Below are 16,509 nucleotides of genomic sequence, written 5' to 3'. Positions count from 1 at the left end.
ATAGAAAGTAACGAGCAGAAATACCTTTATAGGCTTGTAGCTCAGGTGGTTAGAGCGCACCCCTGATAAGGGTGAGGTCGGTGGTTCAAGTCCACTCAGGCCTACCACTTCTCATGAAGTGGAAAAGGTACTGCGCGTGACTGTATGGGGCTATAGCTCAGCTGGGAGAGCGCCTGCCTTGCACGCAGGAGGTCAGCGGTTCGATCCCGCTTAGCTCCACCATATAGTCCGGTATTTCAATACTTCAGAGTATATTGGCGACAGTATGCTGCGAAGTATTTTGCTCTTTAACAATCTGGAACAAGCTGAAAATTGAAACATGACGGCTGAAATTTATCCCTCCGTAGAAGTACTGGGATAAAGAGTAACCTGTCATAGAGTCTCTCAAATGTTTGCAGCGCGAACGATGGAAACATCTTCGGGTTGTGAGGTTAAGTGACTAAGCGTACACGGTGGATGCCTAGGCAGTCAGAGGCGATGAAGGGCGTGCTAATCTGCGAAAAGCGTCGGTAAGGTGATATGAACCGTTATAACCGGCGATACCCGAATGGGGAAACCCAGTGTGTTTCGACACACTATCATGTCATGAATACATAGTGGCATGAGGCGAACCGGGGGAACTGAAACATCTAAGTACCCCGAGGAAAAGAAATCAACCGAGATTCCCCCAGTAGCGGCGAGCGAACGGGGAGGAGCCCAGAACCTGAATCGGCTTGTGTGTTAGTGGAAGCGTCTGGAAAGTCGCGCAGTAAAGGGTGATAGCCCCGTACACTAAAATGCACAGGTCGTGAGTTCGATGAGTAGGGCGGGACACGTGACATCCTGTCTGAATATGGGGGGACCATCCTCCAAGGCTAAATACTCCTGACTGACCGATAGTGAACCAGTACCGTGAGGGAAAGGCGAAAAGAACCCCGGCGAGGGGAGTGAAATAGAACCTGAAACCGTGTACGTACAAGCAGTGGGAGCACCTTCGTGGTGTGACTGCGTACCTTTTGTATAATGGGTCAGCGACTTATATTTTGTAGCAAGGTTAACCGTATAGGGGAGCCGTAGGGAAACCGAGTCTTAACTGGGCGATTAGTTGCAAGGTATAGACCCGAAACCCGGTGATCTAGCCATGGGCAGGTTGAAGGTTGGGTAACACTAACTGGAGGACCGAACCGACTAATGTTGAAAAATTAGCGGATGACTTGTGGCTGGGGGTGAAAGGCCAATCAAACCGGGAGATAGCTGGTTCTCCCCGAAAGCTATTTAGGTAGCGCCTCGTGAACTCATCTTCGGGGGTAGAGCACTGTTTCGGCTAGGGGGCCATCCCGGCTTACCAAACCGATGCAAACTCCGAATACCGAAGAATGTTATCACGGGAGACACACGGCGGGTGCTAACGTCCGTCGTGAAGAGGGAAACAACCCAGACCGCCAGCTAAGGTCCCAAAGTCATGGTTAAGTGGGAAACGATGTGGGAAGGCATAGACAGCCAGGATGTTGGCTTAGAAGCAGCCATCATTTAAAGAAAGCGTAATAGCTCACTGGTCGAGTCGGCCTGCGCGGAAGATGTAACGGGGCTAAACCATGCACCGAAGCTGCGGCAGCGACGCTTAGGCGTTGTTGGGTAGGGGAGCGTTCTGTAAGCCGTTGAAGGTGGCCTGTGAGGGTTGCTGGAGGTATCAGAAGTGCGAATGCTGACATAAGTAACGATAAAGCGGGTGAAAAGCCCGCTCGCCGGAAGACCAAGGGTTCCTGTCCAACGTTAATCGGGGCAGGGTGAGTCGACCCCTAAGGCGAGGCTGAAAAGCGTAGTCGATGGGAAACAGGTTAATATTCCTGTACTTGGTGTTACTGCGAAGGGGGGACGGAGAAGGCTAGGCTAGCCGGGCGACGGTTGTCCCGGTTTAAGCGTGTAGGGGGTGTGACCTGGTAAATCCGGTTGCATACTAACCCTGAGGCGTGATGACGATGCACTACGGTGCAGAAGTAGTTGATGCCCTGCTTCCAGGAAAATCCTCTAAGCTCCAGGTAACATTAAATCGTACCCCAAACCGACACAGGTGGTCAGGTAGAGAATACCAAGGCGCTTGAGAGAACTCGGGTGAAGGAACTAGGCAAAATGGTGCCGTAACTTCGGGAGAAGGCACGCTGGCATGTAGGTGAAGTCCCTTGCGGATGGAGCTGAAGCCAGTCGAAGATACCAGCTGGCTGCAACTGTTTAATAAAAACACAGCACTGTGCAAACACGAAAGTGGACGTATACGGTGTGACGCCTGCCCGGTGCTGGAAGGTTAATTGATGGGGTCAGCCGCAAGGCGAAGCTCTTGATCGAAGCCCCAGTAAACGGCGGCCGTAACTATAACGGTCCTAAGGTAGCGAAATTCCTTGTCGGGTAAGTTCCGACCTGCACGAATGGCGTAATGATGGCCAGGCTGTCTCCACCCGAGACTCAGTGAAATTGAACTCGCTGTGAAGATGCAGTGTACCCGCGGCAAGACGGAAAGACCCCGTGAACCTTTACTATAGCTTGACACTGAACATTGAGCCTTGATGTGTAGGATAGGTGGGAGGCTTTGAAGCGTGGACGCCAGTCTGCGTGGAGCCATCCTTGAAATACCACCCTTTAATGTTTGATGTTCTAACTCGGCCCCGTAATCCGGGGTGAGGACAGTGTCTGGTGGGTAGTTTGACTGGGGCGGTCTCCTCCCAAAGAGTAACGGAGGAGCACGAAGGTTAGCTAATCACGGTCGGACATCGTGAGGTTAGTGCAAAGGCATAAGCTAGCTTGACTGCGAGAGTGACGGCTCGAGCAGGTACGAAAGTAGGTCTTAGTGATCCGGTGGTTCTGAATGGAAGGGCCATCGCTCAACGGATAAAAGGTACTCCGGGGATAACAGGCTGATACCGCCCAAGAGTTCATATCGACGGCGGTGTTTGGCACCTCGATGTCGGCTCATCACATCCTGGGGCTGAAGTAGGTCCCAAGGGTATGGCTGTTCGCCATTTAAAGTGGTACGCGAGCTGGGTTTAGAACGTCGTGAGACAGTTCGGTCCCTATCTGCCGTGGGCGTTGGAAGATTGAGAGGGGTTGCTCCTAGTACGAGAGGACCGGAGTGAACGCACCACTGGTGTTCGGGTTGTCATGCCAATGGCATTGCCCGGTAGCTAAGTGCGGAAAAGATAAGCGCTGAAAGCATCTAAGCGCGAAACTTGCCTCAAGATGAGTCTTCCCTGGGCCTTTAAGGCCCCTGAAGGAACGTTTAAGACTAAGACGTTGATAGGCTGGGTGTGTAAGTGCAGCGATGCATTGAGCTAACCAGTACTAATGATCCGTGAGGCTTAACCTTACAACACCGAAGGTGTTTTTAGAGAGACAAAATCGTCGGGAACGATTTTGAACAACGCGGAGCGTTGGCCCCGAAGGGGTGAGTATCAGGATGATACGAATAATTTTCAGCGAAGTTCCGAGATTGGTTCTGATGGCGACACGAGAGTGAAGCGGTTGGAATAAAATGAATTTGCCTGGCGGCAATAGCGCGGTGGTCCCACCTGACCCCATGCCGAACTCAGAAGTGAAACGCCGTAGCGCCGATGGTAGTGTGGGGTCTCCCCATGCGAGAGTAGGACACTGCCAGGCATCAAATAAAGCCGAAAGCCCTGAACTGATGTTCAGGGCTTTTTGCTATGTGCAATACGTAAAAAAGCGCAGCTACGCTGCGCGGTTTTCCCCCTCCTCCTTATTCTCCGCCAGCGAGCCAGAGAAAAGGCCCCGAAGGGCCTTTGATTAGGGTGTGTTTGCTTTTTTCACTTATTATTCGATCAATGCGAGCTGCCCTGAGAGATGCCCAGCCCGGTTTGCGAACGGACAAACTGGGCCCGGAAGCGTTCCCGCTCCTGCTGCCCGGCCAGCGAGCTGTCGGTGATCGAGAACAGCCAGGTGCCGACAAAGGCCACGATCATCGAGAACAACGCCGGGTATTCATACGGATAAATCGGTTTCTCATGGCCGAGGATCTGCACCCAGATCGTCGGGCCGAGGATCATCAGAATCACCGCCGTTAACAGACCCAGCCAGCCGCCAATCATCGCGCCGCGAGTCGTCAAACGCGACCAGTACATCGACAGGATAATGATAGGGAAGTTACAGCTGGCGGCGATGGAGAACGCCAGCCCCACCATAAAGGCGATATTCTGCTTCTCGAACAAAATCCCCAGGGCAATGGCGACCAGCCCCAATACCACGACGGTGATCTTGGAGACCTTCAGCTCATCGCGCTCGGTCGCCTTGCCATTTTTAATCACGCTGGCGTACAGGTCATGGGACACGGCCGAGGCGCCGGCCAGCGTCAGGCCTGCAACCACTGCCAGAATGGTGGCGAACGCCACCGCCGAGATAAAGCCGAGGAAGAAGTTGCCGCCAACGGCATTGGCCAGGTGCACCGCCGCCATGTTGGTCCCGCCCAGCAGCACGCCGGTGGCGTCTTTGAACGCCGGATTGGCGCTAACCAGCAAGATGGCGCCGAAGCCGATGATAAAGGTCAGGATATAGAAGTAACCGATAAAGCCGGTGGCGTAGAACACGCTCTTGCGCGCTTCCTTGGCGTCACTCACGGTGAAGAAACGCATCAGGATGTGCGGCAGGCCGGCGGTGCCGAACATCAGCGCCAGGCCAAGCGACAGCGCGGAAATCGGATCGGACACCAGCCCGCCGGGGCTCATGATGGCGATGCCTTTCGGGTGCACCTTCACCGCTTCGGCGAACAGGGTATTGAAGTCGAAGTTGACCGACTTCATCACCATCAGCGCCATAAAGCTGGCGCCGGCCAGCAGCAGCACCGCTTTGATGATCTGCACCCAGGTGGTGGCCAGCATGCCGCCGAACAGCACGTACAGCACCATCAGAATGCCGACCAGGATCACCGCCACGTGGTAGTTGAGCCCGAACAGCAGCTGGATCAGTTTGCCGGCGCCGACCATCTGCGCGATCAGATATAGCGCCACCACTACCAACGAGCCGCAGGCCGAGAGGGTGCGGATCGGTTTCTGCTGCAGACGGTAAGAGGCGACATCGGCGAAGGTATAGCGGCCGAGATTGCGCAGGCGTTCCGCGATCAGGAACAGAATGATCGGCCAGCCGATGAGGAAGCCGATGGAGTAGATCAGCCCGTCATAGCCCGAGGTGTAGACCAATGCGGAGATGCCGAGGAACGAGGCGGCGGACATGAAGTCACCGGCGATCGCCAGGCCGTTTTGCAGGCCGGTAATGCGCCCGCCCGCGGTGTAGTAGTCCTGACGGGAACGGGTGCGTTTGGACGCCCAGTAGGTGATGTACAGGGTGGCACCGACAAACAGGATAAACATCACGATCGCCTGGATGTTCAGCGGCTGGCGATGCACCTCGCCGCCAATGGCGTCGGCGCAGGCCAGGCCCGGCAGTAACAGCAGCGCGGCGGCGGACAATAAGCGCTTCATTGTTTCACCTCGCGCAGGATCTCTGCGGTGAGGCGATCGAACTCGCCGTTGGCGCGAAACACGTAGATCCCGGTCAAGACGAAAGAGATCACGATCAACCCGACGCCGACCGGGATCCCGCGGGTGATGGTCGATCCGGCGGCGATCGGCGTACCGAGCCATTGTGGATCGAAGGCGATCAACAAAATAAAGCCGACGTACAGCGCCAGCGTAATCAGCGAAAGCAGCCAGGCGAACCGGCCGCGTTTTCTCACCAGCTCTTTAAAGCGCGGGTTTTCTTCAATCCCTTGATAAATGGTGTCATTCATCAGAGTGTCTCCAGTCGGTATTGAGAGAGTACGCCGCGCCAGGGCCGCTCAACGGCGCGTTATCCGAATGAGCGGCCTGAAGCGGCGTAAATTATGACGGCACTTTCATTGATTGTTTTTCTTCCAACAGCTTGTCGACTACGGCCGGATCCGCCAGCGTGGAGGTATCCCCCAGGTTGCTGGTGTCGCCGGCGGCAATTTTGCGCAGGATGCGCCGCATGATCTTGCCGGAGCGCGTTTTGGGCAGCGAGTCTGTCCAGTGCAGCACATCCGGTGTAGCGATCGGCCCTATCTCTTTGCGCACCCAGTTGCGCACTTCGGTATAGAGCTCCGGCGTCGGTTCTTCGCCGTGGTTCAGCGTGATGTAGGCGTAGATCGCCTGGCCTTTGATGTTGTGAGGAATGCCGACCACCGCCGCTTCGGCGATTTTCGGGTGCGATACCAGCGCGGACTCGATCTCGGCGGTGCCCAGACGGTGGCCGGAGACGTTCAGCACGTCGTCGACGCGGCCGGTGATCCAGTAGTAACCGTCCTCGTCGCGGCGGGCGCCGTCACCGCTGAAGTACATGCCTTTGAAGGTCGAGAAGTAAGTTTGCTCGAAGCGATCATGATCGCCGAACAGGGTGCGCGCCTGGCCCGGCCAGGAATCGACGATCACCAGGTTGCCTTCGCAGGCGCCTTCCTGCGGCGTGCCGACGTTATCGACCAGCGCCGGCTGTACGCCAAAGAACGGCCGCGTGGCGGAACCGGCTTTCAGCTCAGTGGCGCCCGGCAGCGGGGTAATCATGAAGCCGCCGGTTTCGGTTTGCCACCAGGTGTCGACGATCGGGCATCTCGCGTTGCCGATCTTGTTGTAATACCACTCCCAGGCTTCCGGGTTGATCGGTTCGCCGACCGAGCCCATGATGCGCAGCGAATCGCGTCGGGTGCCTTCGATCGCCTTGTCGCCTTCGGCCATCAACGCGCGAATGGCGGTCGGCGCGGTATACAGAATGTTGACCTGGTGTTTGTCGATCACCTGCGACAGGCGATTGACGCCCGGATAGTTAGGCACGCCTTCGAACATCAGCGTGGTGGCACCGCAGGCCAGCGGGCCGTACAGCAGATAGCTGTGGCCGGTGACCCAGCCCACGTCGGCGGTGCACCAGTAAATGTCGCCGTCGTGGTAGTCGAACACATACTTAAAGGTCATCGCAGCGTAGACCAGGTAGCCGCCGGTGGTGTGCAGCACGCCTTTCGGCTTGCCGGTCGAACCGGAGGTGTACAGGATGAACAGCGGATCTTCGGCGTTCACTTCTTCCGGCGGGCAGTCTGCGGAGACGCCCTGGGTCAGCTCATGCCACCACAGATCGCGCCCTTCCTGCCAGTAGCCCGGTTTACCGGTGCGTTTGAATACCACCACGTTGGCCACGCTGACCACGCCGGGATTTTTCAGCGCATCGTCGACGTTCTTTTTCAGCGGCACGGCGCGGCCGGCGCGCAGGCCTTCATCGGCGGTGATCACCAGTTTGGCGTTGGAGTCGATAATGCGCCCGGCGACGGCTTCCGGCGAGAAGCCGCCGAAGATCACCGAATGTACGGCGCCGATGCGCGCGCAGGCCAGCATGGCGACCGCCGCTTCCGGCACCATCGGCATATAGATGGCCACCACGTCGCCTTTTTTAACGCCGAGCTGTTTCAGCACGTTGGCGAATTGGCAGACATCGTGGTGCAGCTGTTTGTAAGTCACCTTTTTGGATTGGGTCGGGTCATCGCCTTCCCAGATAATGGCGGTTTGGTCACCGCGCTCGGCCAGATGGCGGTCCAGGCAGTTGGCCGCCAGGTTCAACGTGCCGTCTTCAAACCAGCGAATGCTGACGTGGCCCGGATCGAACGAGGTATTTTTAACTTTGGTATAGGGTTTGATCCAATCCAGGATTTTGCCATGCTCACCCCAGAAAGCCTCTGGGTCTTGAACCGACTGTTGATAATACTGTTGGTATTGTGCCGGATTAATCAGGGCGCGTTCTGCAATTGCAGAAGGAATAGCGTGTTTATGCAGTTGGCTCATAGCTTTTCTCCTTGAAGTTGTTAATGATATGTCAACTGAAGGTTAAGTATAGTTTGCTACGATTCTTTGTTTCTTTTTTGCGCGGCAGATCACGCAACAAAGATATTGATTTGTAATCGTTCTGTCGCATTTGCAGGGCGTATCTATCTCTTTGGCGCTTAAATCCTCATAAACCCACGTTTTTAACCAAAAACACTTATATAAAGAACAAAAAAGAATAAACCAAAACGGACTCAACTGCCGCGAAATTAATAGATACGATCAGGGCCGCCATTATTTCTCGCTATAAATCTTTTTGGGTTGTTTTTCGCTATTAATATTCTAAGTTGGCATTAGCACGATATAACGATGGACTGCACCGCGTGAAATAACGTTTTATTAACGCTTAATTCCTGATGAAAACTCGGGAAATATCCTGTGGCATTCATCCTGCGGTATCGTTCGATTTTTAATCGAAATATAAAGTGGCGCTGCATTTATGGACGAAAGTGTCACTCGGCCAATTCTCATTTATTTGACTTTTGAGTAACAAAATATAAACATATGATGCGGATTAAATATGCAGAATGGACGAAGAATAACGCATTTTAATCGCGTTCAAAAAATCGTCGTCGGCGCGGTTATGTACTTCATTATATGAAAAATTATGTTTTTAATAACAAGCAATTATGCCATTTGAAATAGTTACGCGAAATTTTTGTGATTCGATTCAGCGCTCAAGCCTGACAAATCAAGGCTTGCAGAGCATGCCGCCCGGATGATACAGATTTATACTGCGTCGCACCCAGGGCAGGTGAACGCTTCCACTGAATTAACATAAGCCTGTAATAAATGATTAAGTATTCTTTTCGCCGTGTTGCGACTTTGTACGGCGCAAAGAGTCTTTGAGGACTTTTTGGGTATGAAAAGTGTAAAAATTAGCCTGGCTTGGCAAATCCTGATCGCGTTGGTACTGGGTATTATTGTTGGCGCGGTATTGCACAACCAGACCGAATCTCGTGAGTGGCTAGTGAGTAATATTCTCAGCCCGGCGGGTGATATCTTTATTCGTCTGATCAAGATGATTGTGGTGCCGATCGTTATTTCCACGCTGATCGTCGGTATTGCCGGCGTGGGGGATGCGAAAAAGCTGGGCCGCATCGGATTGAAAACCATTATCTACTTCGAAGTGATCACCACCGTCGCCATCGTGGTGGGGCTCACCTTGGCCAACGTTTTCCAACCCGGCCACGGCATCGATATGTCGACGCTGACCACGGTGGACATTTCGCAGTACGAGAAAACCACCGAACAGGTGCAAAGCGGTTCGCACAGTCTGGTGGCGACCATTCTGTCGCTGATCCCGTCGAACGTCTTCTCGTCGATGGCCAAGGGTGACATGTTGCCGATTATCTTCTTCTCGGTGCTGTTCGGTCTGGGGCTGTCGTCGTTGCCGAAAGAGACCAAAGAGCCGCTGCTGAAGGTGTTCAAGGCGGTGTCCGAGAGCATGTTCAAAGTCACCCACATGATTATGCGCTATGCGCCGATCGGGGTGTTTGGCCTGATTGCGGTCACGGTAGCCAACTTCGGTTTCGCTTCGCTGCTGCCGCTGGCCAAGCTGGTGGTGCTGGTGTACTTCGCCATTGCGTTCTTCGCCCTGGTGGTGCTGGGGGCGGTCGCCCGGCTGTGCAACCTGCGCATCTGGACGCTGATCCGCATCCTGAAAGACGAACTGATCCTGGCTTATTCCACCGCCAGTTCGGAAACGGTGCTGCCGCGCATCATCGAAAAGATGGAGGCTTATGGCGCGCCCAAGTCGATCACCAGCTTCGTGGTGCCGACGGGTTACTCCTTTAACCTGGATGGCTCGACGCTGTACCAGAGCATCGCCGCCATCTTTATTGCCCAGTTGTACGGCATCGAGCTGTCGTTGGGGCAGGAGATCGTGCTGGTGCTGACGCTGATGGTGACCTCGAAAGGGATCGCCGGCGTGCCGGGCGTCTCGTTCGTGGTGCTGCTGGCCACCCTGGGCAGCGTCGGCATTCCGTTGGAAGGCCTGGCGTTCATCGCCGGCGTGGACCGTATCCTGGATATGGCGCGCACTGCGCTGAATGTGGTGGGTAACGCGCTGGCGGTATTGGTGATCGCCAAATGGGAGCACCAGTTTGATCGCAAGAAGGCGCTGGCCTACGAAACGGAGTTCCTGGCGCAGAAGGTGAAGCCGGCCAACCAGGCCTAATTACCGAGTATCGCCGACGTTGAAAACGCCCCAGGCAGTTGTGCCGGGGCGTTTTGTTTTTATGGCTCTTCAACCGGCCACTTTCTTTTCTCTGTCCTACTGCGCGACTTGCATCCCCGCTTAACAGAATCTAAAGTGTTACCAAATTAATAGAAATGATAATAGATGTTATTATCATTTTCATTTGATGATGTATGGAGACACGCAAAGCCGTTGAACGGTGGGGTTACGCCCGTTCGGCGTCTTTATTCAGGCTTATCAAAGGTAGGTAACATGTCGGACACCGCTTTGGCCTCTGAATGGTTGCCGCTGGCGCCAGCGCAGCTTGATTTCTGGGAAGAACACACCTTGCACCCTGGGCAGACTCTGTCCACCGTCGCACATTGCACCGAACTGTGTGGCGCGGTAGAGGAAGAGACGCTCTGCCGGGCGATCGCCACCACTCTCGCCGAGACGCAGGCGTTTGCCTTGCGCTTTGGTGAGCGGCATGGGGACGCTCCTCCGTCGTTACGTTACGATCCACAGTGCACACCGCCATTGCAACGCATCGATCTGCAAACGCACGGCGATCCCTGGCAGGCGGCGCAAAGCCTGATGCGCGAAGATATCGCGCAGCGCCGGGCGCTGCACAGCGAACCGCTAGCCGCAGCCTGGCTGCTCAAACTGGAGCCGGAGCGCTACCTCTGGTACGTGCGTGCGCACCATATTCTGATTGATGGCTTCGGTATGGCCCTGATCGAACACCGCTGCGCCGCGTTATACGCGCACTATCTGGGTGAGGGTAGCGCGGGTATGCCCCTGGGTGCCTTTAATGTCTTTCAACAGGCCGAGCTGGCCTACGCGGGTTCTGAGCGATGCGAGCGCGATCGGCGCTTTTGGCAGAGCTATCTGCCGCCGTCGCAGGCGTTGCCGACGGTGCGCAAGGGCGGCAGGGAGTATGGCGTGCGACGCTTGAGCGTCAACCGTCGGTTGCCGACAGAAGTCGCGCAACGTCTGGCGCAGCAGTCGGAACGCAGCGGCATCAATTGGCCCGACTTGCTGGTGGCGCTGTCGGCGGCCTGGCTGTTTCAGGTGATGCCGCGCGGTACCCGGCAGGGCGATACGCTGCCGATGTGGATGCCGGCGCTGAATCGCCGTGGGCATGCCGCCACCAACGTGCCTTCGCTGGCGGTCAATACCCTGCCGCTGCTGGTGTCACCGCCGCAAGCGGAGACGCTGGGGAGCTTTCTCACCACACTGACGCAGCAGCTGCGGGAGCTGCGCAGCCACGCCGGCTACCGCCTGCGCCAACTGGCCGCCGATCGCGGCGTGGATCCGGACTCGCGCTTCTTTATTTCCCCTTTCATCAACGTGCAACCCTTCGATACGCCCCGTTTTACCGGCTGCAGCGGTACGCGCAGCGTATTGGCCGGCGGCTCGGGCGACGGTTTCAACCTGACTTATCGTGGCCGCACCGACGCCCGCGATCTGCAGGTGGATATCGATATCTATCTGGAGCAGTTTCCGACGGAGGATGCGCTGGACTATGGCGAGGCGCTGCAAGAATTTCTGTTGCGTGCGCTGCAGCGGGAAGCCTGGGAGCAACCGCTGGCGGCCCTGACGGCGTTGCCCGCCTGAGAAAGTGCGGGCGGGAGGGTGCTCCCGCCCGAGTGGCAGGACTTCAGCTGGCCAGCAACGCCGCCACTTCGCGCGCGTTCTTGCACGGCAAGAGCGAACTGCTTACCAGACGGGTGCCGAAAGCGTCATTGAGGCGTGAGGCCACCTGTTTGATATGCGGCAGCTTCAGCCCCATGGCGATAAACGCCGTCTCTTCCCCCCATTCCGGGCGTGGGGTCACGCCGATCGCCTGCCAGTAAATGGTCAGGATCTCTGCGCTGCGCGCCAGCGGCGCGTTCGGCGGCGGGGCCGCGCAGGCGTTCAACGCCGGCGCGGTTTGCTGGTGGCTCAGGTCGGCGCGGATGCGATGGCGATCGGTTTTACCGTTGGCGGACAGCGGCAGCGCCTCGGCATGGATAAAGCGCGTGGGAATATGGGTACAGGGCAGATAGCCGGTGGCGAAGGCGCGGATCTCGGACAGCGGCAGCGGTTTGCCGTCGCGGGTCAGATACAGGGCGCCGAGCGCCGCCTCGTTGTTCTCTCCGCTGGGATAATCCACCACCACCATATCCAGGATCGCCGGATGGCGGCGCAGCACGTCTTCGATTTCCGGCAGCGAGACGCGCACGCCGCGGATCTTCACATAGCCGTTCACCCGGGTGGCGAACATGATGTTGCCGTCCGCACGGTAGTAGCCCTGATCGCCAGTGCGGAAAGCGCGCAGCGGTTGTCCGTCCGGCCCTTCGAGGGTGATGAAATCGTGCTGCTTCAGCTCCCCCTGCTCCAGGTAGCCCAACGCCAGGTTCACCCCGGCGGTATGGATGCGGCCGACCACGCCGGCCGGGCAGTGGCTGCCGTCGTCATGGCAGATGAAATAACGGTTGGCGGGCAGCGGGCGGCCGTAAGGCACGGTGCCGCTCTCCTGCGGGGCGATCGGGTGCCAGATGCTCCAGATGGTGGTTTCGGTCGGCCCGCCGAGCGAGAACAGCGCGAGATCCGGGCGCAGGGTTCGCAGGGTTTGCACCGTCGCCGGCTTGATGTAGTCGCCGCCTTGCGCCACCAGGCGCAGCGAACGCAGGCTGTCGGCCGTTTTGCAGGTGAGCAGCATCTCCAGAATGGCCGGCACCGAACACCACAGGCTGACCCGATGTTTTTCCACCAGCTGGTTCCAGCTGATGGCGTCTTTTTCCTGATGCGGCGCCGGCAGCACCAGCGTAGCGCCGGCGCACAGCGAACCGAACAGATCGAACATCGACATGTCATGGTGCGGCGGCGTGACGGAAATGAACACGTCGTCGGCGGTGACCGCCCAGCGCTGCTGGGTCTGGTGGATAACGTTGGCGGTGGCGCGGTTGTTGAGCACCACGCATTTGGGCTTGCCGGTGGTGCCGGAGGTATACAGGTAGTAGCTTGCGGCCAGGCTGGCGCTGCGTTCCACCAACGTCTGTTCATCCGGCAGCGCAGGCGCGCGATCCGTCGGCGCCAGCAGGATCGCCGGCGTCACGCCGATCGGCGTCTCCAGATCGCCGCCGTGCACCACCAGCGTTGGCCGGCAGTTCTCCAGCAGGTAGGCGGTGCGTTCCGGCGGTGAGTTGATATCGATAGGCACCCAGATCACGCCCTGCAGGGCGCAGGCGAGGCTGAAGATGATCTGTTCTGGGCTGCGCGGCAGATACAACGCCACCACGTTGCCCGGCTGCACGCCGCGGCTTTGCAGGTTGGCGATCGCCGTGGCGATCCGCTGGCCCAGTTCGCGGTAGGTCAGCGTCTGTTCGCCGCAGATCAGCGCGTTGCCGCCGTTTTGTGCGCCAAACAGCCGCTCGGCCAGCTGCGCCAGATAAGGATAAGGCGCGTAATTCGCTTCGCTGTCGTTGTGGCGGTAATGCGCCAGATCGATGAAATCTCGCGGCGCGATCGCCAGGTCGGCGCGTTGGCAACTGCGCAGGATGCGTCGCTGCAACGCCGCCAGCATGGCTTCTACCTGCTCGCCGTGCAGCGCCTGTTCGGCGTAGTCCACGCACAGCTGCAGGTTTTTTTCGCTGTCCAGCGTCAGGCGAATATCGATGGCGACCTGCGGCGTTTGGGTCAGGCCGTCGTGAAAGCGCACCGGCGCCTCGGCCGGCAGCGTTTCCCAACCCAGACAGTTGGTCAGGATCACCGGCAGCGCCGGGCCGCCCTGGCTTTGGCCGAGTAACTGCCGCGCCAGATCGACGCCGGAAAACGTCAGGTGGTCGAGCGCGCCGAGCACATCGTCCTGCAGGGCTTGCGCGCGCTGGATAAAGTCTTCACCGTGACGGGAATAGCGCACCGCCACGAAGCTGGAGGCGTTGCCCAGGGCACCATCGGCGGCGGGGAACGCTACCGGCACCCCGACGCACAGCTCACCGTCGGTGGTCCAGTGGGCCAGCGTATCGAGGACCAGCGCCGACAGCAGGCTGTTGCGCAGCAGCGCATGCGGCGATCCCAGGCGGCCAAGCTGTTTTACCGTATCGCGTGGCAGCGTCAGGGTGGCGCGGCGATAGCGTGATGAGGTGAGATTGGCGAGCGGGGCGCGCCACGGCAGTGCCGACGGGGTGGTGACATCTTGCAGCTTTTCACGCCAGTAGGCGGCATCGGCCTGGCGCTGCGCCGCCGATGCGGCGGGGGGCGGCAGTGCGGCGGCGGTCGACGTCAGAGGGCGATCGTCGAACAGGCGCGCGATCACGGTGGAGATCCCCTGGCCGTCGAGGATCAAGGCATCAAAGCTGGTAAAGATCAGCGTATCGTACGGCGATCCCGTCGGATCCTGCTGTTCGGCAAGTTGGATCACGGCGATGCGCCACAGCGGTTGGCTCGGATCGTGGCGCTGGTGGGAGTAACGCTCGCGCAGTTGTTCGACCTGGCGCTGCGACGTTTCGCCATCAAGGGCGCGCAGATCGTGGCGATCCAGATGCAGCGTCACCTCCGGGCGTACGTGCTGCGTGCCGCGCTGCACATCGATGCAGGTGCGAAGCGCCGGGTAGTGCTGTACCAGCTCGGTCAGGCGCGCTTCAAGGCGCGGTACGTCCAGCTGCCGGGCGCGGTATTCGCGAAAGTCGTGCATCGCCACGCCGCCGAGCGGCCATCGATCGCTGCGGCCCAGAAGATAGGCCTGCTGCAGTGCGGTTAAAGCTGTCTCCATGGTACTTCCCTATAGTCGCTAACCGATTAAAACGAGCCGGGCGCCGTGCGCCCGGAAACCGATCTCAGTGCTGCGGCGCCAGCGCGGCGAGCAGCGTTTTCGCATGCCTTCCTGCCTCGGGCGACCGTTGGCAGATCAACGCCGCCAGCGCAGCCGGGGAGGGATGCGCCGTCAGATCCTGCGCCGTCAGCGCCGCCGCCAGATACTTGTTGAGCACCGTCAGCAGCGCGTTCACCCCGGCATCCGGCAAGGCCAACCGGCGGATATCGTCGTGGTCGCGCACACTGGCCTCGGGAGCCACCCGCGCCAGCAGCCGGTGCAGCACCTGGCGCACCGGCGCCTGCTGCGCCAGCGCGTCGGGCGTGCATTGCGCCAGCAGCTGCGACAGCGGGCGATCGAATGCCCCCGATTGCCGCGCGGCCAGGTGCAGCAGCGCCCGGTAACAGGCCAGCAGGCGCGGCAGCACCTGCTCGGGGAACGCGTCCAGCCGCACGTCCCAGTTGATCAGAATGCCGTCGTCGACGTGGGCGACCTGCGCATCCAGCGCCACCTGCGGCCCCTGAGAGATCACCCAACCGAGACGGCCAAAGGTGTTGGCGACCCGTTCGGAAAACAGCGTTTTGCCGCGGATGCCGAAACCGGCGGTAAACACCACCGGCGAAGGCTGCAGGCTGCCGTGCAGGCGCGACAGATCGCGCATCACGCTGACGCCGGGGTAATCCGCATGCTCGATCAGCTCCGCCAGCTGCGTCATCAGGCGCCGGCAGAAGGCGTTCAGGTTTTCCGTCGGGTTCAGTTCCACGCCGAGCAGCACCAGGTTAGAGAAATCGCCGATGAGGCGATGTGCGTCCTCCCGTTCGCTCTCGCGGTGGAACAGCGGCACGTTGAGCCGAAAGCGCGTCATGTTCCACCCCTGGCCGACGGCCAGCGCGAACAGCGCCAGAAACAGCGTCGAGAGGGAGGTGTGGTGCCGCTTGGCCACACTCTCCAGCGCGCGGCTTTCTTCTGCATTCAGCTGTATGGCCAAACGATCGCTGCGGCAGCGGTCCGGCGTGCGCAACAGGCGCGGCGCCGGCGGCACCTGCGCCAGGCGAGCACGCCACCAACGCTGGCCGCGTTCGCGCCGCTGACGCAGCGCCTCGTCGGCGTCGCGTCGTTCTAGGTGATCGAAGTAGGCCGGCGGCGCGTCATGGGAGGGCGCCGCCGGACACTGGTGATAAAACGCCGCCAGATCCTCCATCAGCAGGCGAAAGCTCATGGCATCGCCGGCGATCATGTCGAGATCGACGTGCAAGCGGCTGCGCCCTTCCGGCAGCAGGCTCAGGCTGATGTCGCAGGGAACGCCCTGTTCCAGCGGCAGCAGCTGGGTGCTTTTCGCCCGGCGTTTGGCGGCGAGCGCGGCCGCCAGCGTCGCTTCATCGGTGTGTCGCCAGTCGTCGAGATGCAAAGTATGCCGGGAGCCGGGAGGTGCGATCGTCTGCCTGCCATCGTCGGTAATGCGCAGGCGTAACAGCGGATGACGCAGGTACAACGCCTCGACGGCCTGGCGCAGCCGGGCGATGTTCAGCTCGCCGCCGTCGAATTCCGCATAAAGATGGGCGGCCATGCCGCCCAGAGGGGGAGCGGACTGTCGGCCAACCCAATAGGCGGCCTGCATCGTGGTCAAAGCTTTCATCGGGTATCCATTTTGATTCAGCCAACGAGACTGCAAGAAT

General features: G+C 58.8%; 7 protein-coding genes, 2 tRNA genes and 2 rRNA genes. 6 read left to right on the top strand and 5 right to left on the bottom strand.

Annotated features, from left to right (window positions below; all coding sequences use genetic code 11):
* Positions 1-30 precede the first annotated feature (30 nt).
* The 4 genes from ACMGF9_RS22250 to rrf all read left to right on the top strand — a co-directional run bounded on the left by ACMGF9_RS22250 (position 31) and on the right by rrf (position 3,627).
* Positions 31-107 (top strand) — tRNA-Ile (locus ACMGF9_RS22250).
* Between the two features lie 39 nt (positions 108-146).
* A tRNA-Ala gene (locus ACMGF9_RS22245) sits at positions 147-222 on the top strand.
* Between the two features lie 207 nt (positions 223-429).
* A 23S ribosomal RNA gene (locus ACMGF9_RS22240) occupies positions 430-3,337 on the top strand.
* A gap of 174 nt (positions 3,338-3,511) precedes the next feature.
* A 5S ribosomal RNA gene (rrf, locus tag ACMGF9_RS22235) occupies positions 3,512-3,627 on the top strand.
* Positions 3,628-3,809: 182 nt separating this feature from the next.
* Here rrf and actP read toward each other — a convergent pair.
* From actP to acs, 3 genes are all read right to left on the bottom strand, one after another.
* Positions 3,810-5,462: a cation/acetate symporter ActP gene (actP, locus tag ACMGF9_RS22230; protein WP_414160433.1), complete on the bottom strand. Its 1,653-nt coding sequence runs from the start codon at positions 5,460-5,462 to the stop codon at positions 3,810-3,812.
* Positions 5,459-5,770: a DUF485 domain-containing protein gene (locus tag ACMGF9_RS22225; RefSeq protein ID WP_004930047.1), complete on the bottom strand. Its 312-nt coding sequence runs from the start codon at positions 5,768-5,770 to the stop codon at positions 5,459-5,461. The genes actP and ACMGF9_RS22225 overlap by 4 nt, the downstream gene beginning before the upstream one ends.
* Before the next feature lie 91 nt (positions 5,771-5,861).
* Positions 5,862-7,820, bottom strand: a complete 1,959-nt coding sequence (acs, locus tag ACMGF9_RS22220; RefSeq protein WP_004930044.1) for an acetate--CoA ligase — start codon at positions 7,818-7,820, stop codon at positions 5,862-5,864.
* Between the two features lie 901 nt (positions 7,821-8,721).
* On the opposite strand from acs, the gene gltP reads away from it, so the two are divergent.
* On the top strand, positions 8,722-10,038 hold the full coding sequence (gene gltP / locus ACMGF9_RS22215) for a glutamate/aspartate:proton symporter GltP (protein WP_015376334.1): 1,317 nt from the start codon (positions 8,722-8,724) through the stop codon (positions 10,036-10,038).
* A 273-nt stretch (positions 10,039-10,311) separates the two neighbouring features.
* Complete coding sequence (locus ACMGF9_RS22210) at positions 10,312-11,655, top strand: condensation domain-containing protein (protein ID WP_414160432.1); 1,344 nt, start codon at positions 10,312-10,314, stop codon at positions 11,653-11,655.
* Positions 11,656-11,698: 43 nt separating this feature from the next.
* On the opposite strand, the gene ACMGF9_RS22205 is transcribed toward ACMGF9_RS22210, so the two are convergent.
* The gene (locus tag ACMGF9_RS22205; protein ID WP_414160431.1) at positions 11,699-14,794 is read right to left on the bottom strand and encodes an amino acid adenylation domain-containing protein; all 3,096 of its coding nucleotides are present in this window, start codon (positions 14,792-14,794) and stop codon (positions 11,699-11,701) included.
* Between the two features lie 64 nt (positions 14,795-14,858).
* Complete coding sequence (locus ACMGF9_RS22200) at positions 14,859-16,469, bottom strand: condensation domain-containing protein (RefSeq protein ID WP_414160429.1); 1,611 nt, start codon at positions 16,467-16,469, stop codon at positions 14,859-14,861.
* Positions 16,470-16,509 lie beyond the last annotated feature (40 nt).

It is taken from the genome of Serratia sp. BNK-23 (genome assembly GCF_047456145.1).
GTDB lineage: Bacteria > Pseudomonadota > Gammaproteobacteria > Enterobacterales > Enterobacteriaceae > Serratia > Serratia nematodiphila.
The sequence above is the reverse complement of the archived record's forward strand: the minus strand, read 5'-3'. Positions and strand labels throughout refer to the sequence as shown.